This is a genomic window from Sphingopyxis panaciterrulae (assembly GCF_014199295.1).
Classification (GTDB): domain Bacteria; phylum Pseudomonadota; class Alphaproteobacteria; order Sphingomonadales; family Sphingomonadaceae; genus Sphingopyxis; species Sphingopyxis panaciterrulae.
The window spans coordinates 169,403-190,105 of sequence record NZ_JACIJH010000004.1 but is presented as its reverse complement, the minus strand read 5'-3'; the positions used below and the strand labels follow the sequence as shown (position 1 = coordinate 190,105).

Genomic DNA, 20,703 nt, shown 5'->3' with positions numbered 1-20,703 from the left:
CCGGGGGGTCGGAGGAACAATATGTCGAAATCCTGTCTGGTCGTCGATGACAGCAAGGTCATCCGCAAGGTCGCGCGCCATATATTGGAGAGCATGGCCTTTGCGGTCGAGGAGGCCGCCGATGGGCAGGAGGCACTGACCTTCTGCCGTGCCAACCGGCCCGACGTGATCCTGCTCGACTGGAACATGCCGGTGATGAGCGGCATGGAATTCCTGGGCGCTTTCAATGACCTGGATTTCGGAATTGCGGAGCGGCCGCGGGTCGTCTTCTGCACCACCGAGAACAGCATCGACCATATCCGCGCCGCGATCGAGGCCGGCGCCGACGAATATGTGATGAAGCCGTTCGACCGCGAAACGCTGGAAGGAAAATTGCAGCTCGTCGGCGTTGCCTGAGGTCGCGGTGAGTCAGCAATCCCCCATCATCGCCGATCCCGCATCGGCCACCGAAATTGCCTCCGTCCGCACCGTCCGCGTCATGCTGGTCGACGACAGCCTCGTCGTCCGCAGCATCCTGGAGCGCATCGTCGAGCAACGGCCCGAACTCAAGATCTGCGCCTCGGTCGCGTCGGCGCGCGAGGCGCTTGCCTATCTGGCCTGCGAACCGGTCGACGTCGTGGTTCTCGATATCGAGATGCCGGGGATGAACGGCATCGATGCGCTGCCGCACATCATCGAACGCGCGCATAATGCCCGCGTGCTGATCCTGTCGTCGAACTGCGTCGAGGGCGGACCGGCGGCGATCGAGGCACTGTCGCTCGGCGCGAGCGATACGCTCGCCAAGCCGGGGCGCGGCAGCTTTTCGGGTCGCTTCGCCGAGATATTGACCGAGCGTATCCTAACGCTGGGACAGCAGTCGGCGGCGCTGCCGGTGCTTTGCGCGCTGCCGCAGGCCGAACCGAAGCCCGTGCCGCAGATCGACACCGATCAGCCGCTCGAGTGCATTGCGGTCGCGGCGTCGACCGGCGGCATTCCGGCCTTTGCCAATTTCCTGGCCCATCTCGACCCGCGCATCGCGGCGCCGATCCTGCTGACCCAGCATCTTCCCGACGCCTTCATGGAATTCTATGCGCGCCAGATCGGGTTGACGACGCAGCGCCGGGTGCGGGTCGCCGAGGCGGGAATGGCGGTCGAGCCGCGCCACATCTATCTGGCGCCGGGCGATGCGCATCTGATGGTGGTCGCGAACGGCCGCCGCCGTGAGATCGCGCTCGACCGGCGGCCCGTCGAGAACGGCTGCTGTCCGTCGGCCGACCCCATGCTCGATTCGGTCGCCGAGGTTTATGGCAAGGGCGGCGTCGCGGTGATCCTGAGCGGCATGGGCCGCGATGGCGCGAACGGTGCGGCGCGGCTGAAGGCCGCGGGCGGCACCATCTTTGCGCAGGCGCCCGAAAGCTGCGTGATCTGGGGGATGCCGGGCGCAGTGAGCAAGGCGGGTATTGCCGCCGCGACGCTGAACCCCGACGCGATCGCGCTGATGCTCGGCGGCTTCCTGCCAAGGCGCAAGCCATGATGGGTGGCGGCAATGCGAGCGAATCGGCCTATCGCGTGCTGATGGGCGTGCTCGAATCGCGCACCGGGCAGACGCTGTCGCCCAACCGCATCTGGCGCATCGAAATGTCGCTGAAGCCGGTGATGCAGCGGCACGGCATCGAGGATCTCGACGCGCTGGTCGCGGCGCTCGTCACCTCGACGAGCCGGCAGTTGCTCGACGATACGGTCGACGCGATGCTCAACAACGAAACCTTCTTCTATCGCGAGCACAGCGTCTTCGACGATATCGCGGTGAAGGCGCTCGACCATGTCCGCGCGGCGAATGCGGCAACGCGGCGGCTGACCATCTGGCATTGCGGCGTGTCGACCGGGCAGGAAGCCTATTCGATGGCGATGCTGCTGGCCGAGCAGGGCGAGAAATGGGCCGGCTGGACGGCGCAGATCGTCGGCACCGACGTCAGCTATCAGGCGATTTCGCGGGCACGGGTCGGGCTCTATACCCAGTTCGAGATTCAGCGCGGGCTGCCGGTGCAGCGGATGGTGCGCTGGTTCGACCAGACCGAGGCGGGCTGGCTGGCCAAGGCCGACCTGCGGCGCCGGATCGACTTCACGGTGCAGAACATGCTGGTCGACCGGCCGCCGCTGACCGCGCCGGCGGACCTGATCTTCTGCCGCAACCTGCTGCTCTATTTCGCCAAGCCGATGCGCGAGAAGGCCTTTGCCCGCCTGCGCGCGATGGCAGCACCGCAGAGCTTCCTCGTGCTCGGCGCGGGGGAGACGGTGCTGGGCCAGACCGACCAGTTCGTCGCGAGCCCGCGGTTGCGCGGCCTTTACGAGCCCGCCGATCAGCAGGTTCGCCGCGTCGCGGCCTGACCTTGCAATTTGGCCGGCGCTGGCGCAAGCGGAAGGCGAGGCGGGGCAGAGACGGGCAACGACAGGCATGAGCGATTTCATCGAACGCTGGTCCCCCAATTTCGACGAGCGGTCCCTGCCTATCTCCATGATCGTGCTGCACTATACCGGCATGAAGACGGGCGCCGAGGCGATCGACCGGCTCGCCGATCCGGCCGCCAAGGTATCGGCGCATTATGTCGTCAGCGAGGATGGGCAGATCACCCATATGGTGCCCGAAGAGAAGCGCGCATGGCACGCGGGCGCGTCGCACTGGCGCGGGATCAGCGACGTCAATTCGGCGAGCGTCGGCATCGAGATCGTCAATCCGGGGCACGAATGGGGCTATGTCCCCTTTCCCGCCGAGCAGGTCGCGTCGGTGGTGCGGCTGGTCCATCTGGTCAAGGACCGGCACGCGATCACGCGCGGCAATGTCGTCGGCCATTCGGACATCGCGCCGCGGCGCAAGCAGGACCCGGGCGAGTTGTTCCCGTGGGAGGAACTGGCGCGCCGCCGCCTCGCGCTGCCGCGGCCGACCCGCAAGCTGACCGATCCGCTGTGGACCGACGCGGGCTTCCTGCTCGCGCTCGAGCGCTTCGGTTACGACGTGACCGACGGCTTCGCGGCGACGGTGGCGTTCCAGCGGCGCTTTCGGACCGAACTGATCGACGGGACGATCGACGGCGAATGCCGGGCGATCCTGCTGGCGCTGCTGCTGCCGCAGCCGGAGGGGGACTGAGACGGCGCTCGCAAATCGCGTCGAACATCGCTATATTATGCTTCGCCAGAGGGTCGGGCGATCGCCGCTTCGCGCAAGCGAGGGGGAGGAAAGTCCGGGCTCCACGGAAACCACGGTGCCGGATAACGTCCGGCGGCTTCGGGCAACCGGAGTCAGGGAAAGTGCCACAGAGAGCAGACCGCCAACGGCTTCGGCCCGGCGAAAGGTGAAAGGGTGCGGTAAGAGCGCACCGCGCGGACGGCAACGGACGCGGCATGGCAAACCCCACCGGGAGCAAGGTCGAATAGGGATGGCACGGGTTCGATCCCAGGGCTGGTTCCGGCCCCGCCGTCCGGGTTGACTGCTTGAGCGTCCGGGCAACCGGCCGCCTAGAGGAATGATCGCCCATCCCCTGAAAAGGGGTGGACAGAACCCGGCTTACAGACCCTCTGGCGCTTCTCTCCCATCGACATCGCGGGGAACGGCCGTGCGCGCGGCGCGTTTCGATCAAGGCAGACGAGAGGGAGACGCGTGATGAAAGTCGTCGACGACCATATCGAAGTCACCGATGAGGAAGCCACCAGCGCCATCAAGGGACAGGGAGTGCGCTATGTCCTGGGCATATCGCTGACCGCGGTGATTGTCGTGCTGTCCGCGATCTGGATCATCCCGGCGCTGTTGCGGACCTAGGCTCAAGCCGGATAGGCAATCGCGACGATTTCCCATTCCTTTGGACCTGCGGGCAGCACGACGGTGCGCAGATCGCCGACCGCTGCGCCGCGGAGCGCGCGGGCGAGCGGGCTGTTCCAGCCGATGCGACCGGCGCCGGCATCGGCCTCGTCGTCGCCGACCAGCGTGACGGTGCGCCGGGCGTCGTCCTCGTCGGCAAGCTCGACGGTGGCGCCGAACCGGATGCGGTCCTTGTCGAGCTGCGCCGCGGGGTCGACGACGCGCGCGGCCTTCATGCGCCGGGCGAGGAAGGCGAGGCGGCGGTCGATCTCGCGCAGCCGCTTGCGGCCATAGATATAGTCGCCATTCTCGCTGCGGTCGCCGTTGCCCGCGGCCCAACTGATGATCTCGACCAGCTTCGGGCGTTCCTCGCCCAGCAGCGCGTCATATTCGGCGCGCAGCGCGGCGAAGCCCGCCGGGCTGATGATGTTCGACCTTTCCCCCGCCATCGCCGGTCAGCCCGGATGGGACTTGCCGAGGTAGAAGCTGAGCGGCGCCTTGGGCAGCGAGCGGCCGTCCTCGCGCAGCGTGTCGTAGACGACGGCGTTTTCGAGCACGCGCTGGACGTAGTTCTTTGTCTCGAAGATCGGGATCGCCTCGATCCAGTCGAGGATGGGAACCGACCCCGTGCGCGGGTCGCCATTGGCGCGCAGCCATTTGTTCACATTGCCCGGTCCGGCGTTGTAGGCAGCGATGGCGAGCGGGTAGCTGCCGCCATAATAGCTGAGCATCTGCCGGAAATAGGTCGACCCCAGGGTCAGGTTGTAATTGGTGTCGCTGGTCAGCGAGGCGGCATTGTAGCCGAGGCCGAGCTTGCCCGCGACCTCGCGCGCGGTGCCGGGCATCAACTGCATCATGCCGCGCGCGCCGGCGTGGCTGACCGCCTGCCGGTCGAACTGGCTTTCCTGCCGCGCGATCGCGTGGATGAAGGTCCAGTTGGATTCATGGCCCGCGGGAACGCGCACGGTCGGAAAGCCCGAGACCTCGACCGCGTCGAGGCTGTTCGCCTGCGCGCTGCGACCGATCATCACGCCGAGGTCGGGGCGGCCGATCTGCGCCGCGAGCTGGCCGGCGAGAACATGGTCGGCGGGCGTCATCGCCTCTTGCGCGAGGGCGCGCAGGAAGAGCGACTGTTCGCGCCACGCGCCGATCTCTCCGAGCGCGCGCGCGGCACGGACGAGGCGGTCATCCTCGAATTCGGCCTTTTCGGTCGGGGTGACCTGAAGGGTCGGGGTCGCCGTCGGCCGGGGCTGCGGCTGGCCGAGACGTTCGAGCGAGAGTTGGCCGTAGAACTGGTCGTAATGCTGCGCAGCGTCCGCGAAATAGCTGTTGGCGGCCGTCTTGTCGCCCGCCGCGAGCGCGGCGCGGCCGGCCCAATAATAACCCTTGGTCCGCGTCTGTGCCGAACGCGCGGCGTCGCCATAGGCACGATACAGACGGGCGGCCTCGGCCGGGCGATGCAGATCCTGGAACGCGATCTGACCGGCGAGCCAGGCGAGCGAGGTGTAATCGTCGCGCACGCCGAGCGGGGTTTCGCGCACGACGGTGCCGGGCGGCAGCGCATCGTCGAGCTGCTTCGCGATATTATAGGCGGTGCGCTTGTCGCCGCCCTGATCGGCAAGCCGGGCGTTGGTGAGCAGCGTTTCGAGCCATTCCTCGGCATCGAGCGGCGCTTCTGTCAGCGCGCGCGGGCCGGCGAGCAGCGTTCGCGCCTCTCCGTCGCGGCCCGAACGGCGCAGCCAGGTCGCCTTGGCGGTGATATAGCCGGGATCGGTACGGAGGAGCGAGGGATCGGCCGCCTCGACCGCCGCTGCCTGAAGCGCCGCGTCGACGGCGCCGCTGCGCATCGCGAGGCGCGCGGCGAAGACGGCGCGCTTCGCCGGCGAGGTGAAGGCGAGCTGGCGCGCCGCGGCGCCGCTGTTGTTCGACCAAAGCAGCCGGTCCATGCGCGCGTCATGATCGGCGGGGGTGATCGCGCCGGGGAAGAGGGTAAGCACGCGGCTGACCTCGTCGTCGCTGAGCGGCCCCGAAATCCACGCACGGCGCACCGCGGCATTCGCCTCGTCGCGGCGGCCGGAGGCCTTGAGCGCGAGCGCCATGCGCAACTCGCCGCTCGGCGTCTTCGGCGGATAAGCGGCGAAATAGGCGAGGGTGCGCGCTGGGTCGAAGCTGTCGATCGCAATCGCCTTTTCGGCGCGCGCGCGCATCTTTTCGGCGTCGGGCCAGCCCTTGTTCGCCATCAGGAAGCGCGATAGCCGGTCGAAGGAGGCGGTCTGGTCCTGCGTCAGCCGGCGCCATTCGATCAGCGCGTCGCCGACCGAATTGGTCGCCGAGGGCGGCGCGGCCGACATCGAGGCGAGGCCCATCTGGGCGCGATACCAGGCCATTTGTTCGGGGGTGAGTTCGCTGGCATGGGCGATGCCGGGGATCAACAGCGCGGCGGCGAGAGCGAGGGGGGAAATCGAGGACAGCTTAATCATGCCGGGCATGTTAGTGGCAAACTCCTTGCGGGGCGCTGAATAGGCGTCCATTAGGCGGCGCGCCGTCCCTTCCTATCGGTCGCGGGGCGATTCTTGTAAAGGAGCGGAGCATGTTTTCCGGGTCGATTCCCGCCTTGGTGACCCCCTTTCGCGACGGTGCGTTCGACGCGCCTGCCTTCGCGCGGCTGGTCGAATGGCAGATCGGCGAGGGAACGAGCGCGCTGGTGCCGTGCGGGACGACCGGCGAAAGCCCGACGCTGGGCTTCGAGGAACATTATCGCGTCATCGACTGTTGCATCGAGGCCGCTGCCGGCCGCGTGCCGGTGATCGCCGGATGCGGGTCGAACGATACCGCGACCGCGATCCGCCATATGCGCCACGCTCAGGCGGCGGGCGCCGACGCCGCGCTGATCGTCGCCCCCTATTACAACCGGCCGACGCAGGAGGGGCTGCTCGCGCATTTCCGGGCGCTGGCCGAGGCGAGCGACCTGCCGATGGTCGTCTATAACGTGCCCGCGCGCACCGTGACCGACATCGGCGCCGAGACGATGTGCAAGCTGGCCGAGATTCCCTCTGTCGTCGCGGTCAAGGATGCGAGCGGCGATCTGGCGCGGGTGACGATCCATCGCGCGGGGGCGGGCCCCGATTTCTGCCAGCTCAGCGGCAATGACGATCTGTGGCTGCCGCATGCGGTGATGGGCGGCGCGGGCTGCATCTCCGTCACCGCCAATGTCGCGCCGCGACTGTGCGCCGATTTCGCCGCCGCCTGCGCCGCGAATGACTGGCCGCGCGCCCGCGCGCTGCACGACCGGCTGTTCCCGCTGCACAAGGCGATGTTCTCCGACGCCTCGCCGGCACCGCTCAAATATGCGCTGTCGCGCATCCACGACTGGTTCCATCCCGAGGTGCGCCTGCCGATCATCCCGGCGTCCGACGCGTCGCGCGTCGCCGTCGATGCGGCGCTGGACGCGGCAGGAGTGCTATAGAGCCATGGTCATGAGACTCGTCATTGCGAGCGAAGCGAAGCAATCCAGGGCTGGCGGTAACCGCCCTGGATTGCTTCGCTTCGCTCGCAATGACGATTCGGTTTCGATGACGCAAAGATATTCCTAGGTTTCGCCATGGCCCGCCCGCAGTCCGCCGCAGAATTCGACAAGAAGAAGGTCGTCGCCGAGAACCGGCGCGCGCGCTTCGACTTTGCGATCGAGCAGGTATTCGAGGCGGGGATCGCACTGCAGGGTACAGAGGTCAAATCGCTTCGGTTCGGCGAGGGAACGATCGCCGAAAGCTACGCCGAGGTGAAGGGCAATGAGGTGTGGCTGATCAACAGCAATATTCCCGAGTTCAGTCACGGCAACCGCTTCAACCACGAGCCGCGGCGGCCGCGCAAATTGCTGCTCAACGGCCGCGAGATCAACAAGCTGCACGCCGCCGTCGCGCGCCAGGGCATGACGCTGGTGCCGCTGTCGATCTATTTCAACGGCCGGGGCCGGGCGAAGGTCGAACTCGCGCTCGCCAAGGGCAAGAAAGCTCATGACAAGCGCGAATCGATCAAGGAACGCGACTGGAAGCGCGACAAGCAGCGGCTGCTGAAAGACCGCGGGTGAGCGGGAACAAGCCTCGCGACAAGGCGGCCTTGATGAACTGGATCCGCCGCAACTCGCCGACGCGCGAGGAACTGCTCGCGAGCCGTTTCATCCGGCCGTTCGCGCACCGCGTCGCGCACAGCCATTTGTGGCGCTTCACGCGCACGTCGGTGCCGCGCGGGACCGCGCTGGGCCTGTTCGTCGGCATCTTCTTCCTGATCCCAGGCGTGCAGATATTGGGAGTCGCGCTGCTCGCGCTGCCGTTTCGCGCCAATATCCCGATCGGCGCGGCGATGACCTTTTTGTCCAACCCGGTGACGACACCGTTCATCATCGCGGCCTCGGTGTGGCTCGGCGACCGGATGTTTGGGCTTCACGCCAATGTGGCGACCTTTTCGGTGATGATCGAGCAGGGCGCGACGGTTGGGCAATGGCTGCGCTGGCTGCTGTCCGATGCCGCGCCCGCGCTGATGGCGGGGCTGTTCGTCATTTCGGCGGTGTCGGCGCTCGTCGGCTATGTGTTGGCGACGCTGATCTGGGACAATTGGATCCGGCTGCGCTGGCGGCGCAAGCTGCACCGCGCGCGCGACCAACGACTTGAGGCGTCGACGAGCGACACATCGGCCGGTTGAACCCGCCCCTTGCCCGGCTATAGCTGGTGCATCCCGGTCCTGCCTGCCGAATGGCGGGCGCGGCCGATCTTTCTTGAATTGGGGACTATCATGATCCGTCTGACTTTCGATTCGCGCCTGCTGGCGAGCGCGGCGCTCGGCGTCATTTTGCTGGGAACTGTTCCCGCCTCGGCGCAGGAGGCTGCCGATCCGGCCGCCGCAGCCGCGGCGGCGGGCAAGCCTGCGATCGGCGCCTATGGCTTCGACGCCAAGGGCATGGACAGGACCGTGCTGCCGGGCAACGATTTCTATGCCTATGCCAACGGCGCGTGGGCGAAGGCGACGGCGATCCCGGCCGACAAGTCGAATTACGGCATGTTCACCGAGCTCGCCGACCTGTCGCAGCAGCGCACGCGCGACATATTGGAAGCGGCAAAGAGCGACCCGAACAGCAAGATCGGCCGCGCCTACACCGCCTATCTCGACAATGGGGCGGTCGAGGCGAAGGGGCTGGCGCCGATCGAGACGTGGCTGACCAAGGTGCGCAGCGTCGACAAGGCGGGGCTGGCAGGGCTGCTCGCCGAGGCTGACCGCAACGGCGTATCGCATTTCTTCGGCGGCTATGTCGGACAGGACGACAAGAATCCCGACGTCTATATCTATTCGCTCTATCAGGGCGGTCTGGGGATGCCCGACCGCGATTTCTATCTGAAGCCCGGCGAGCGGAACGACACGTTGCAGGCCGCCTATCTGAAGCATCTGGAAAATATGCTGGTGCTGGCAGGCGAGGCCAATGCTGCGGCGCGCGCCAAGGCGATCTACGATCTCGAAAAGCAGATCGCGACCGTCCACTGGGACAAGAACGACAGCAGCGACGCGACCAAGGTCTATAACAAGATGACGATCGCCGAGCTGGCCCAGGCGGCGCCCGGCTTCGACTGGGCCGGCTTCATCCGCGGCGTCGGCGTCAACGAGGATATGATCCTCGTCGCGCAGCCGAGCGCCTTCACCGGGGAAGCGAAGCTGATTTCCGAGGCGCCGATCGCGGTGATCCGCGACCTGCTGCTCGTCCGCAGCCTCGACGATTTTTCGGACGTGCTGCCCGACGCGGTCGCGAAGGAAAGCTTTGCCTTTTACGGCACCGCGCTGTCGGGGACGCCCGAGATGCAGGAACGCTGGAAGCGCGCGGTCGATTTCACGACCGGCAATCTCGGCGAGGCGGTCGGCCAGGACTATGTCGCCAGATATTTCCCGCCCGAAACCAAGGCGGCGATGGACAAATTGGTCAAAAATGTCATCGCCGCGCTCGGCGAGCGGATCGACCGGCTGAGCTGGATGCAACCCGAAACCAAGGTGAAGGCGCGCGCGAAGCTCGCCAGTTTCACCACCAAGATCGGCTATCCCGACAAGTGGAAGGATTACAGCAAACTGGACATCGAGGCGGACGATCTGTTCGGCAACGCCCTGCGCTCCAACCAGTTCGCGCACGACGACAATATCAGCCGCCTCGGCGGGCCGATCCGGCGCTGGGAATGGTCGATGACCCCGATGACGGTCAACGCCTATGCCAATTTCGGCATGAACGAGATTGTCTTTCCGGCCGCGATCCTGCAGCCGCCCTTCTTCGACCCCAACGCCGATCCCGCGATCAACTATGGCGGCATCGGGGCGGTCATCGGTCACGAGATCAGCCATCATTTCGACGATCAGGGCGCGAAATACGACCAGACCGGCAAGCTCGCCGACTGGTGGACGCCCGCTGACGTCAAGGCGTTCGAGGCGGCGGGCAAGGCGCTGGTCGCGCAATATGATGCCTATGAGGTGCTGCCCGGCGAGCATCTCGACGGCACTTTCACTCTGGGCGAGAATATCGGCGACCTCGCGGGGCTGACCATCGCTTATGACGCCTATAAGAAGGCGCTGGGCGGCAAGGAAGCGCCGGTGATCGACGGCACGACCGGCGACCAGCGCTTCTTCCTCGGCTGGGCGCAGGTGTGGCGGCGCAACTATCGCGAGCAGAATCTGTCGCAGCGCATCACCACCGATCCGCATTCGCCGTCGATCCAGCGGGCTTGGGTCTCGCGCAATCTTGACCCTTGGTATAAGGCCTTTCAGGTAAAGCCGGGCCAGACGCTGTATCTGGCGCCGGAAGACCGCGTCCGCATCTGGTGAGGCGCCAGCAAGGGAAAGACCAGCATTGACCGCGACGAGCCTGCCTTCCGCTGACGCAGATTTCGGCAGGGGGGCGGGTTCCGTCGCGCCGACGCTGGTGCCGGCCAGCCTGTCGCGCACCGACATGGCGCTGATCGGCGGGCTGGCTTTGCTGTCGGTCGCGCTGCTGTTCTGGGCGACGCGCGATCCGGTTCTGGCGGGCGGCTTCCTGGCGGGACTCGCGGTGGCGGCGAGCGGGCTGCTGTTCGTACGGCGGCTGTTTCCCGCGGCGGCGGCGGGCGAGGTCGCGGCACCCGACTGGGCGATGCTGCGTCAGGCGCTCGCGCACGACGATATCGCGATCGCGATTACCGACCGCGCCGGGCGGATGGTCTGCGCCAACGACCTGTTCGCGACCTGGTTCGGCGGCTTCGTGACGCCGCCCGGGCTGCCGCTGGAAGGGCAGGGCGCCGACCGACTCAAGAATGCCGGCCGCGCCGCGTGGCGCGACGGCGAAGGGCATGCCGACGATATCGCGGTCGGCGCGCTACATCTTCGCGCGCAAGTAACGCGCAGCGGACAGGCCGAAGATTATCTGGTCTGGCGCTTTTCGGCGCCCGAGCAGCTCGACCTGTTGTCGGAGATCGCGCGCCATCTCGACGGGCCGGCGGGGCGGACGCTGGGCCAGGCGGGGGTCATGGGCGCGCTGGTCAGCGCCGAGGGGCGGCTGCGCGCCGCCAATCCGGCCTTTCTGCTGCGCGCGCTCGGTGAGGGCGATCAGGCGCATTATGCGGGGCGCGACGTGTCGCCGATGCTGCGGCTGGGCGAGGGCGGGTCGCTGTTCTTCGCGCGCGAGGGCGAACGGGCGACGCCGCTGCGGCTGATCCAGATCCCGCTGGCGCCCGCCGACAGCGGCGGGCCGATCTTCCTCGCGCTGATCGACGAGGAATTCGGGCCGGCCGATCGCGGCACCGCGCAGACTTATGTCGAGACCCTGCTGTCGCTGCTGCCCTTCGGTCTTGCGATGGTCGATCGCGATGGGCGCTTCCTTTATATGAACCGCGCCTTCATTCGCGCCGCCGGCGTCGCCGAGGGGCGGATGCCGCGCTATCCGGGCGACCTTGTCGTCGGCGAGGACAAGGGGCCGCTCGCCGACATGATCCGCCGCCACAGCAGCGGCCAGCAGGTCGGCGGCGACCTGTCGATCCGCCTCGCGGGTCAGAGCGACGAGCCGGTGTCGATGCGCGTCGTCGGCGTGCGCGGGCTGGGCGAGGCGGCCGTGCTGCTGAGCCTCAAGGATTCGAGCGAGGAATCGCGCCTCAAGCGGCAGGTCGCGCAGCAGTCCAAGATGCAGGCGGTCGGTCAGCTCGCGGGCGGGGTCGCGCATGATTTCAACAATATCTTGACCGCGGTTCTTGGGAGCTGCGACCTGATGCTGATGCGCCACACGCCGGGCGACAGCGATTATGACGATATCCAGCATATCCGCAGCAACGCCAATCGCGCCGCGAGTTTGACCCGGCAATTGCTCGCCTTTTCGCGGCAGCAGACGTTGCGGCCGCAGATATTGCAGTTGCCCGACGTGATTTCGGAAGTCTCGCACCTGCTCAAGCGGCTGATGGGCGACACGGTCGAGCTGGCGGTGCATCACGGCCGCGGGCTCGGCGCGGTGCGCGCCGATCCGGTGCAGCTCGAACAGGTCATCATCAACCTTGCGGTCAACGCGCGCGACGCGATGATGCCGGGCGGCGGGACGCTGACGATCGAGACCTATCCGGTCGCGGCCTCGACGGTGCGCGAGATGGGCAGCGAGATCATGCCGCCCGCCGATTACAGCGCGCTCAAGATCAGCGACACCGGCGCCGGTATCCCTGCCGACGTGCTGCCCAAGATCTTCGAGCCCTTCTTCACCACCAAGGATGTCGGCAAGGGCACGGGGCTGGGCCTGTCGACCGTCTATGGTATCGTCAAGCAGTCGGCGGGCTTCATCTTCGCCGACAGCAAGCCGGGCGAAGGCGCCAGCTTCACCATCTATCTGCCCGTCCACCGCGCGGCCGGCGATACGCCCGCGACGCCGCCGCCCGCCGCCCGGCCGAAGAAGAGCCAGTGGGGCACCGGCACCATCCTGCTCGTCGAGGACGAGGATATGGTGCGCGCGGTCGCGGAACGTGCGCTGACCCGTGCGGGTTATAGCGTCGTGGCGGCGCGGCAGGGTGAGGAAGGGCTCGAGCGGTTCGAGACGATGGACACAGTAGACCTGGTAATCAGCGACGTGGTGATGCCGGTGATGGACGGCCCCGCGATGGTGCGCGCGATGCGCGCCAAGCGGCCGGGCCTGCCGGTGTTGTTCATGTCGGGCTATGCCGAAGAGCAGCTTCGCCAGTCGATCGACATCGCCAACGTCGCCTTCCTGCCGAAGCCCTTCTCGGTCGCGCAGTTGGCCGAGGCGGTGTCGATGGCGCTCGACGAGGCGGCGCACCGGGGCGATCATGGCTGACGAGCGCCGCATTCTGCTCGTCGAGGACGATGTGCTGATCGGCATGATGCTGGTCGATATGCTCGACACGCTCGGCTATCCCGAGCCGGCGCAGGCGGCGGCGATCGACGAGGCGCTGGCGATCGTCGATGCCGGGCCGGTCGCCGCGGCGCTGATCGACATCAACCTGGGCGAGACCAAGGGCTGGCCGGTCGCCGACGCGCTGGCCGAGCGCGGCATTCCCTTTGCCTTCACCTCGGGCGGCGGCGACGCGATCCCGCCCGTCCATGCCCATCGCCGGCTGGTGACCAAGCCATTCCGGCTGAGCGAGATCGAGACAGTGCTGGCGGAATTGTTCGCGGAATAGGCGGGGATTCGGCTGTTCAGATCGATGACATGTTCCCCCCTTGTTCTTTGAGAACAAATGCCGTACAGAGGTCGGGCGTTGCGATGCCTCTGCTGTCGCTCTAGAGCAGGAAAGGGACGGTCATGGCCGGACAATTGTCACTCGTCGAATCGGGGAAATCAGTGAACGGAACGGACAGGCAGAAGGCGCTCGACGCCGCATTGGCGCAGATCGACCGCGCCTTCGGCAAGGGCTCGGTGATGAAATTGGGCTCGAAGGAGGCGATGCAGGTCGAGGCGATCTCGACCGGTTCGCTCGGGCTCGACATCGCCCTAGGGGTCGGCGGGCTGCCGCGCGGCCGCGTCATCGAAATCTATGGACCCGAAAGCTCGGGCAAGACCACGCTGGCCCTGCATGCGATCGCCGAGGCGCAGAAGACCGGCGGCACCGCGGCCTTCGTCGATGCCGAGCATGCGCTCGATCCCGTCTATGCGAAGAAGCTGGGGGTCGATATCGACGAACTGATCGTGTCGCAGCCCGACACCGGCGAACAGGCGCTCGAAATCGTCGATACGCTGGTGCGCTCGAACGCGATCGACATCCTTGTCGTCGACTCGGTCGCAGCGCTGGTACCGCGCGCCGAGATCGAGGGCGAGATGGGCGATAGCCATGTCGGCCTGCAGGCGCGGCTGATGTCGCAGAGCCTGCGCAAGCTCACCGGTTCGATCAGCCGCTCGCGCTGCATGGTGATCTTCATCAACCAGCTTCGCATGAAGATCGGCGTGATGTACGGCAATCCCGAGACGACGACGGGCGGCAACGCACTGAAATTCTATGCCTCGGTCCGCCTCGACATCCGCCGCACCGGCCAGATCAAGGACCGCGACGAGATCGTCGGCAACACCACCCGCGTCAAGGTGGTCAAGAACAAGGTCGCGCCGCCGTTCAAGCAGGTCGAATTCGACATCATGTACGGGCAGGGCATTTCCAAGATCGGCGAGATCCTCGACCTCGGCGTCAAGGCCGGACTGGTTGAGAAATCGGGCGCCTGGTTCAGCTATGACTCGATCCGCATCGGGCAGGGCCGCGAGAATGCGAAGACCTTCCTCGCCGAAAATCCCGAACTGATGACGCGGCTCGAAACCGCGATCCGCGGCCGCACCGACGAGGTGGCCGAGGAAATGATGACCGGCCCCGACGGGGACGACGATCTGTGACCCCATCCGGCCGGGCCGCACCCGCGACCCGGCCGGCCGACGGCGGCGGGCCCTACGCCCCTTGGACCTGCATGCGGGATCGAGATTTATGCGAAGGCGTATCGGAAGCATTATTGGCTCCCGGCCACCCAGAGTATTGTGCGACAAGTCAGCGCCGTGATTCCGTTCGTGTCGAGCGAAATCGAGACACCGTGGGTCTTGCGTTGCATCGATGAGTGTCTCGACCTCCGGCAAAGCCGGAAGTGCATTCCGGGCGCCTGCAGGATGGTCGAAGGTTTGATACGCACGAGCAGATAGGCCGGATTACGCACGCTGCTCCAGGCACCGAATTTCTGGCAGCTCAATGCGAGCTGTGGCATAAGTTGGCGCGGGAGGATCGCGCTATGCGACTGGCGAATCGCAGGTGGGCTGTTGCGCGAATATTGTTCGGCCTGTTCTTCCTTTATGCGCCATTGATGGTGATCGTCCAATTCGGTGGACAGAATCCGCCCGAAACAATGCCGGCCGCCAGTGATTTCGCATCGGCGCTGGACAGGACGGGGTTCATGAACCCCCTGATCATCGGCACGATGCTGATGGGCGGTGCGGCCTTGCTGTTCGAACGCAGCGCTCCGGTCGGCCTGATTTTGCTCGGCCCTTCGATCGCCGTCATTGCGGGTTTTCACTGGTTCCTGACCGGAAAGCTTGTGTGGGGGAGCATCTGGCCCGTCTGGTTCCTGCTGTTGGTCTGGCACCATCGCGATGTTTTTTCTCGGCTCTGGGTGCCGCGAATGCGAGAGGATTGATCGCCCCGCGTTCGAAAATTCTCGGTCGGTGGCGGAGATTCGCCGAACCTCTTTCCTTTGGCGCAGGGGCGTCCCACATTGTCATCCGACCGACGTGATCCGGGGAGCGCGATATGAGCCTGATCGTCCATCACCTCAACAACAGCCGTTCGCAGCGCATATTGTGGCTGCTCGAGGAAATCGGCGCGCCTTATGAGATCAAATTCTACGACCGCGATCCGGAAACCAATCTCGCACCGCCCGAACTGCTCGCGGTGCATCCGCTCGGAAAGTCGCCGGTGATCGAGGACGATGGGCGCGTTGTCGTCGAATCGGGAGCGATCACCGAATATCTGTGCGAGCGGCACGGCGGGGGCAGTCTGGTCCCCGCGCGCGGCACCGACGATCATATCCGCCACCTCGAATGGCTGCATTTTGCGGAGGGGTCGGCGATGACGCCGATCCTGCTGCGCATCTACACCGCGAGGCTCGGCGCGGCGGCGGCGCCGATCGAGGCGCGGATCGCGCAGCAGCTCGATTCGCATTTCGCCTATATGGAAAGCCGGCTCGGTCCGAGCGGCCATTTCATCGGCGACGATCTGTCGGCCGCCGACATCATGCTGAGTTTCCCGGCAGAGATCGCGGTGATGCAGGGCATGGCGCCGCGTTATCCGGGGCTCGCCGGTTTCGTGAACATGTGTCACTCGCGCCCGGCGTGGCGGCGCGCCCGCGAGAAGGGCGGCGCCTATTATGGCTATTGACCGCCGGCATCTGGCGATGGCGGCGGCGGTCCTGGCGGCGGTCGTCGTCCCGGTCGCCGCGCAGCCGCCGCAGCTCGCGCCCGAGGTCGAGCGCGCGACGGTTGCCCCCGAGGGACGTAGCTTCGTGTCGACGCCGGCCGACGAGCGGGCCGCGATGGAGCGCTTCACCACCTATACGTTCGCGCTCGCACGGCGCGATTTCGATGCCGCCTATGCGATGCTGCGGCCAACATTGCAGGCGGCCAGCCCACGCGCGGAGTGGATCGCGACGCTGCATGCGCGCGGAGCGCTGTGGGCAGACGGGACGATCCGCATCCTGCGCCTGACCTGGTATCTCGACCCCGCGGGCCAGCCGCCGGGCGTCTATGCCGCCTTCGATTTCCGCGGCGACCGCAAGGACGGGACGATGGATTGCGGCTATATCGTCGTCCACCGTGCTGCACCGGGCGCGGCTTTCACCATCGTCCGTACCGACACCTCCGAGGTTTCACTCGACCGGATGGAGGAGGGTGTGCCCAAGGCCGACGTGCTGCACCAGCTTCCCTGCTATCTGGGCAAGGGAATCGCGACGGATTTCTGATCGAGCGGCCCGATGAGGGTGACGGTTGTTTCCCCGCTTGTCGCATACCGATAAAATCCCTAATTCGCGCGCATGACATCGACCAACGACATTCGCCGTTCCTTCCTCGACTATTTCGCGGGAACCGGGCATCATATCGAGCCATCGGCGCCGCTGGTGCCGTTCAACGACCCGACGCTGATGTTCGTCAACGCGGGCATGGTGCCGTTCAAGAATGTCTTCACGGGGCTGGAGACGCGCCCCTACAGCACCGCGGCGTCGTCGCAGAAATGTGTGCGCGCGGGCGGCAAACACAATGACCTCGATAATGTCGGCTTCACCGCGCGGCACCATACATTCTTTGAAATGTTGGGGAATTTCTCGTTCGGCGATTATTTCAAGGAACAGGCGATCCATCATGCCTGGACCCTCGTGCACAAGACCTGGGGGCTGCCGGCCGAAAAGCTGACCGCTACCGTCTATCACACCGACGACGAGGCGTATGACCTGTGGCGCAAGATTTCGGGGCTGCCCGAAGAGCGCATCATCCGCATCCCGACCAGCGACAATTTCTGGTCGATGGGCGACACCGGTCCGTGCGGGCCATGCAGCGAAATCTTCTATGACCATGGCGATCATATCTGGGGCGGCCCGCCGGGATCGCCCGAGGAGGACGGCGACCGCTTCGTCGAGATCTGGAACCTGGTGTTCATGCAATACGATCAGCAGCCGGGCGGCGCGCGCGTCGACCTGCCGCGGCCGAGCATCGACACCGGCATGGGGCTGGAGCGCGTTGCGGCGGTGCTGCAGGGCGTCCATGACAATTATGACACCGACACTTTCAAGGCACTGATCGCGGCGTCGGTCGAGCTGACCGGCGTGCCCGCCGACGAGACGCACAAGGCCAGCCACCGTGTGATCGCAGACCATCTGCGTGCGGCGAGCTTCCTGGTTGCCGACGGCGTGCTGCCGTCGAACGAGGGGCGCGGCTATGTGCTGCGCCGGATCATGCGCCGCGCGATGCGCCACGCGCATCTGCTGGGGGCGAAGGACCCGCTGATGTACCGGCTGCTGCCCGCGCTGAGCGCCGAGATGGGCGCCGCCTATCCCGAGCTGATCCGCGCCCAGCCGCTGATTTCCGAAACGCTGGAGCGCGAGGAGGTCAAGTTCCGCCAGACGCTCGACAAGGGGCTGCGGCTGCTCGACGAGGCGACGGTGGGAATGGGCGAGGGCGCGACGCTGCCCGGCGACGTCGCGTTCAGGCTTTATGACACTTTCGGCTTTCCCTATGACCTGACCGAGGATGCGCTGCGCACGCAGGGCATCACCGTCGACCGCGCGGGCTTCGACGCGGCGATGGCGCAGCAGAAGGCGGCGGCGCGCGCGGCGTGGAAGGGCAGCGGCGAAAAGGCGTCGGACGAGATCTGGTTCGACCTCGCCGAAGCGAACGGCGGCACCGAATTCACCGGCTATACGTCGACCGAGGGCGAGGGCGAGGTGATCGCGCTGGTCCGGGACGGGGCGCCGGTCGACGAGGCGAAGGTGGGCGACACGGTCGCGGTGCTGACCAACCAGACGCCCTTCTATGGAGAAAGCGGCGGCCAGATGGGCGACAGCGGCACGATCACGACGCTGGGCGGCATGACCGCGGCGGTCGGCGACACCGGCAAGCCGCTGGGGCGGCTGCACACGCATCAGGCGACGATCGAGAGCGGCGCGCTGAAGGTCGGCGACACGGTCCACCTGTCGGTCGATGCCGCGCGCCGCGACCGCATCCGCGCCAATCACAGCGCGACGCACCTGCTGCACGCCGCGCTTCGCAATCGACTGGGCGGCCATGTAACGCAGAAGGGCAGCCTGGTCGCCGAGGATCGTTTCCGTTTCGACTTTTCGCATCCCAAGGCGCTGACCGCGGACGAGATTGCCGCGGTCGAGGCCGATGTGAACGCGCAGATCCGCGCCAACGAGCCGGTGACGACGCGGCTGATGACCCCCGACGATGCGATCGAGGCGGGGGCGATGGCGCTGTTCGGCGAGAAATATGGCGACGAGGTGCGGGTGCTCTCCATGGGCAAGGCCGACGATAGAAGCTATTCGGTCGAGTTGTGCGGCGGCACCCACGTCCGGGCGCTCGGCGACATCGCGCTGTTCAAGATCGTGAGCGAAAGCGCGGTGTCCTCCGGCGTGCGGCGCATCGAGGCGCTGACCGGCGAAGCGGCGCGCGCGTGGCTGATCTGCCGAGACGAGGCGCTGAAGGCGGCGGCGGCGGCGCTCAAGACGTCGCCCGACGAGGTACCGGCGCGTGTCGCGGCGCTGGCCGATGCGCTGAAGAAGGCCGAGCGCGAGCTGGCCGAAGCGAAGAAGGCGCTGGCCCTTAGTGGTGCTGGCGGCCGCGGCGCGGCGAGTGGCGGGCCGGAGGTCGAAGAGGTCGGCGGCACGAAGTTCCTGGCGCAGGTCGTCGACGGGCTCGACCCCAAGGGGCTGCGCGGCGCGGTCGACGAGATGAAGAAGCAGGTCGGCAGCGGTGTCGCGATGCTGGTCGCGGTTAACGACGGCCGCGCTTCGGTCGCGGTCGGCGTGACCGACGATGCGACCGGCAGCCGCAACGCGGTCGATCTGGTCAAGACCGCGGTTGCGGCGCTCGGCGGGCAGGGCGGCGGCGGCCGCCCCGACATGGCGCAAGGCGGAGGGCCGGACGGCGGCGCGGCCGATGCGGCGGTGGCGGCGGTCAAGGCGGCGCTGGCGGCGTAACCTTTCCTAACTCCGTTCGTGCCGAGCCTGTGGAAGCACCGTTCTTCTTCTTGCGGCGCTGAAAGAAAGAACGGCCCTTCGATAAGCTCAGGGCGAACGGTTGTTTTAGAAGGTTCCGCTATGAGGACCGTCCTTCCGCCCATTCGGCGGCGAGGCGGGCGACGGCGGCGAGCACGGCTTCATCCTCGTCGCGCATGGTGTCGGTCGCGACCGGGCCTTCGTAATAGGCGGCGATCAGTAGCGGTGCGCCCTGCGGCGGGAAGGCGACCGCGATGTCGTTATATTTGTTCATCATGCCCGGCGCGGCGGCGGTACCGGTCTTGTGGCCGATCCGCCAGCCCGCGGGCAGACCGGCGCGCAGGCGCTTGGTGCCGGTCGTCGTCGCGAGGCCCCAGTCGACCAGCCGCGTCCGCGACGCGGGGCTGAGCGCATCGCCGAGCAGGATGGTGCGCAGCAGCGCAGCCATGGCGGCGGGGGTGGTGGTGTCGCGCACCTCGTCAGGGCCGACGCGGTTCAAATGGGGCTCGAGGCGGTCGAGGCGCGTGACCGGATCGCCCCAGGCGCGGAATTGGCGCGTCACCGCATCGGGACCGCCGACGAGCGGCAGCAGCAGGTTGGCGGCGGCGTTGTCGCTGGTCGTGATCGTCGCCTCCATCAGGTCGCCGACGGTCATGCCGCCCTTTCCGACATGGCTTTCGGTGACGGACGAATTGGGCAACAGGTCGGCCTTGCCATAGGGAATGCGCCGGTCGAGCGTCAGCTTACCGTCATCGATCGCCTTCAGCACCACCGCCGACAGCGGCCATTTGAACGTCGAGCAGAGCGCGAAGCGTTCGTCGGTGCGGTGTCCGGTCGTGCGGCCGCTGGCCGAATCGAGGAAGGCGACGCCGAGCCGACCGCCAGACTGGCGTTCGAGTCCGGCGAGATGACCGGCGATCGGGTCGGACTCTTGCGGTTCCTTCGCCGGCGCATCGCTCGCATCGGGAGTGCAGCCCGAGAGCAGAGCCCAGCCGGCCAAGCCCGCGGCGGGGACAAGCGATAGCAGGTGGCGGCGCGACAGCGAAGCGATGGTCATATCATTTTCCTCATGGGCTCGGGTTGGTGGAGCGATATTTCGCGACTTCGACCTTGCATCCAAGCGATGTTAGGTCAGAAGCGGCATTAGATTT

At 66.6% G+C, this 20,703-nt stretch carries 19 protein-coding genes and 1 other RNA gene; 17 read left to right on the top strand and 3 right to left on the bottom strand.

All coding sequences use genetic code 11. From position 1 onward, the window contains the following. The first annotated feature begins 21 nt into the window (after positions 1-21). The 6 genes from FHR21_RS09265 to FHR21_RS09240 all read left to right on the top strand — a co-directional run bounded on the left by FHR21_RS09265 (position 22) and on the right by FHR21_RS09240 (position 3,793). Entirely contained in the window at positions 22-396 is a 375-nt protein-coding gene (locus tag FHR21_RS09265; RefSeq protein WP_184097480.1) for a response regulator, read from the top strand. Positions 397-403: 7 nt separating this feature from the next. Beyond that, entirely contained in the window at positions 404-1,513 is a 1,110-nt protein-coding gene (cheB, locus tag FHR21_RS09260; RefSeq protein ID WP_338113119.1) for a chemotaxis-specific protein-glutamate methyltransferase CheB, read from the top strand. After that, positions 1,510-2,367 (top strand): CheR family methyltransferase, encoded by an 858-nt coding sequence (locus FHR21_RS09255; protein ID WP_246427140.1) that lies wholly within the window; start codon positions 1,510-1,512, stop codon positions 2,365-2,367. The genes cheB and FHR21_RS09255 overlap by 4 nt, the downstream gene beginning before the upstream one ends. Positions 2,368-2,434: 67 nt before the next feature. Next, complete coding sequence (locus FHR21_RS09250) at positions 2,435-3,124, top strand: N-acetylmuramoyl-L-alanine amidase (protein WP_184097478.1); 690 nt, start codon at positions 2,435-2,437, stop codon at positions 3,122-3,124. Positions 3,125-3,169: 45 nt separating this feature from the next. Then, positions 3,170-3,560, top strand: an RNA gene (gene rnpB, locus FHR21_RS09245) — RNase P RNA component class A. 77 nt (positions 3,561-3,637) lie between these two features. Continuing rightward, the gene (locus tag FHR21_RS09240; RefSeq protein WP_184097476.1) at positions 3,638-3,793 is read left to right on the top strand and encodes a hypothetical protein; all 156 of its coding nucleotides are present in this window, start codon (positions 3,638-3,640) and stop codon (positions 3,791-3,793) included. Positions 3,794-3,795: 2 nt separating this feature from the next. Here FHR21_RS09240 and greB read toward each other — a convergent pair whose 3' ends face one another. Continuing rightward, positions 3,796-4,281 carry a transcription elongation factor GreB gene (greB, locus tag FHR21_RS09235; protein ID WP_184097474.1) on the bottom strand — a complete coding sequence of 162 codons (486 nt, stop codon included), beginning with the start codon at positions 4,279-4,281 and terminating at the stop codon, positions 3,796-3,798. 6 nt (positions 4,282-4,287) lie between these two features. Continuing rightward, positions 4,288-6,321 (bottom strand): lytic transglycosylase domain-containing protein, encoded by a 2,034-nt coding sequence (locus FHR21_RS09230; protein ID WP_184097472.1) that lies wholly within the window; start codon positions 6,319-6,321, stop codon positions 4,288-4,290. Between the two features lie 101 nt (positions 6,322-6,422). Between FHR21_RS09230 and dapA the strand changes: the two genes are divergently transcribed. The 11 genes from dapA (at position 6,423) to alaS (ending at position 19,534) form a co-directional block, all read left to right on the top strand. After that, the gene (dapA, locus tag FHR21_RS09225) at positions 6,423-7,298 is read left to right on the top strand and encodes a 4-hydroxy-tetrahydrodipicolinate synthase (protein ID WP_184097470.1); all 876 of its coding nucleotides are present in this window, start codon (positions 6,423-6,425) and stop codon (positions 7,296-7,298) included. Between the two features lie 135 nt (positions 7,299-7,433). After that, positions 7,434-7,919, top strand: coding sequence for an SsrA-binding protein SmpB (gene smpB, locus FHR21_RS09220; RefSeq protein WP_184097468.1), 486 nt, complete (start codon positions 7,434-7,436; stop codon positions 7,917-7,919). Between the two features lie 32 nt (positions 7,920-7,951). After that, a complete protein-coding gene (locus tag FHR21_RS09215) occupies positions 7,952-8,530 on the top strand; it encodes a DUF2062 domain-containing protein (RefSeq protein WP_184097466.1) in 579 nt (192 codons plus the stop codon). Between the two features lie 90 nt (positions 8,531-8,620). After that, positions 8,621-10,681 (top strand): M13 family metallopeptidase, encoded by a 2,061-nt coding sequence (locus tag FHR21_RS09210; protein ID WP_184097464.1) that lies wholly within the window; start codon positions 8,621-8,623, stop codon positions 10,679-10,681. Positions 10,682-10,805: 124 nt separating this feature from the next. Next, on the top strand, positions 10,806-13,157 hold the full coding sequence (locus FHR21_RS09205; RefSeq protein WP_184097582.1) for a hybrid sensor histidine kinase/response regulator: 2,352 nt from the start codon (positions 10,806-10,808) through the stop codon (positions 13,155-13,157). Beyond that, positions 13,150-13,503, top strand: coding sequence for a response regulator (locus FHR21_RS09200; protein ID WP_184097462.1), 354 nt, complete (start codon positions 13,150-13,152; stop codon positions 13,501-13,503). Before FHR21_RS09205 ends, FHR21_RS09200 begins: the two co-directional genes overlap by 8 nt. Before the next feature lie 122 nt (positions 13,504-13,625). After that, positions 13,626-14,699 (top strand): recombinase RecA, encoded by a 1,074-nt coding sequence (gene recA / locus FHR21_RS09195; protein WP_184097460.1) that lies wholly within the window; start codon positions 13,626-13,628, stop codon positions 14,697-14,699. 383 nt (positions 14,700-15,082) lie between these two features. Further along, entirely contained in the window at positions 15,083-15,484 is a 402-nt protein-coding gene (locus FHR21_RS09190; RefSeq protein ID WP_184097458.1) for a hypothetical protein, read from the top strand. A 113-nt stretch (positions 15,485-15,597) separates the two neighbouring features. Further along, positions 15,598-16,224 (top strand): glutathione S-transferase family protein, encoded by a 627-nt coding sequence (locus FHR21_RS09185; protein WP_184097456.1) that lies wholly within the window; start codon positions 15,598-15,600, stop codon positions 16,222-16,224. Continuing rightward, positions 16,214-16,804 carry a hypothetical protein gene (locus FHR21_RS09180; RefSeq protein WP_184097454.1) on the top strand — a complete coding sequence of 197 codons (591 nt, stop codon included), beginning with the start codon at positions 16,214-16,216 and terminating at the stop codon, positions 16,802-16,804. The genes FHR21_RS09185 and FHR21_RS09180 overlap by 11 nt, the downstream gene beginning before the upstream one ends. A gap of 72 nt (positions 16,805-16,876) precedes the next feature. Then, positions 16,877-19,534, top strand: a complete 2,658-nt coding sequence (gene alaS / locus FHR21_RS09175) for an alanine--tRNA ligase (RefSeq protein WP_184097452.1) — start codon at positions 16,877-16,879, stop codon at positions 19,532-19,534. 118 nt (positions 19,535-19,652) lie between these two features. On the opposite strand, the gene bla is transcribed toward alaS, so the two are convergent. Next, entirely contained in the window at positions 19,653-20,609 is a 957-nt protein-coding gene (gene bla, locus FHR21_RS09170; RefSeq protein WP_184097450.1) for a class A beta-lactamase, read from the bottom strand. Positions 20,610-20,703 lie beyond the last annotated feature (94 nt).

Bases quoted from the DNA above. Each gene is read 5' to 3' on its own strand.
- FHR21_RS09265 (WP_184097480.1), top strand. From the start codon at position 22: ATGTCGAAATCCTGTCTGGTCGTCGATGACAGCAAGGTCATCCGCAAG.
- FHR21_RS09255 (WP_246427140.1), top strand. From the start codon at position 1,510: ATGATGGGTGGCGGCAATGCGAGCGAATCGGCCTATCGCGTGCTGATG.
- FHR21_RS09250 (WP_184097478.1), top strand. From the start codon at position 2,435: ATGAGCGATTTCATCGAACGCTGGTCCCCCAATTTCGACGAGCGGTCC.
- FHR21_RS09240 (WP_184097476.1), top strand. From the start codon at position 3,638: ATGAAAGTCGTCGACGACCATATCGAAGTCACCGATGAGGAAGCCACC.
- greB (WP_184097474.1), bottom strand. From the start codon at position 4,281: ATGGCGGGGGAAAGGTCGAACATCATCAGCCCGGCGGGCTTCGCCGCG.
- FHR21_RS09230 (WP_184097472.1), bottom strand. From the start codon at position 6,321: ATGCCCGGCATGATTAAGCTGTCCTCGATTTCCCCCCTCGCTCTCGCC.
- dapA (WP_184097470.1), top strand. From the start codon at position 6,423: ATGTTTTCCGGGTCGATTCCCGCCTTGGTGACCCCCTTTCGCGACGGT.
- smpB (WP_184097468.1), top strand. From the start codon at position 7,434: ATGGCCCGCCCGCAGTCCGCCGCAGAATTCGACAAGAAGAAGGTCGTC.
- FHR21_RS09215 (WP_184097466.1), top strand. From the start codon at position 7,952: ATGAACTGGATCCGCCGCAACTCGCCGACGCGCGAGGAACTGCTCGCG.
- FHR21_RS09210 (WP_184097464.1), top strand. From the start codon at position 8,621: ATGATCCGTCTGACTTTCGATTCGCGCCTGCTGGCGAGCGCGGCGCTC.
- FHR21_RS09205 (WP_184097582.1), top strand. From the start codon at position 10,806: ATGGCGCTGATCGGCGGGCTGGCTTTGCTGTCGGTCGCGCTGCTGTTC.
- FHR21_RS09200 (WP_184097462.1), top strand. From the start codon at position 13,150: ATGGCTGACGAGCGCCGCATTCTGCTCGTCGAGGACGATGTGCTGATC.
- recA (WP_184097460.1), top strand. From the start codon at position 13,626: ATGGCCGGACAATTGTCACTCGTCGAATCGGGGAAATCAGTGAACGGA.
- FHR21_RS09190 (WP_184097458.1), top strand. From the start codon at position 15,083: ATGCGACTGGCGAATCGCAGGTGGGCTGTTGCGCGAATATTGTTCGGC.
- FHR21_RS09185 (WP_184097456.1), top strand. From the start codon at position 15,598: ATGAGCCTGATCGTCCATCACCTCAACAACAGCCGTTCGCAGCGCATA.
- FHR21_RS09180 (WP_184097454.1), top strand. From the start codon at position 16,214: ATGGCTATTGACCGCCGGCATCTGGCGATGGCGGCGGCGGTCCTGGCG.
- alaS (WP_184097452.1), top strand. From the start codon at position 16,877: ATGACATCGACCAACGACATTCGCCGTTCCTTCCTCGACTATTTCGCG.
- bla (WP_184097450.1), bottom strand. From the start codon at position 20,609: ATGACCATCGCTTCGCTGTCGCGCCGCCACCTGCTATCGCTTGTCCCC.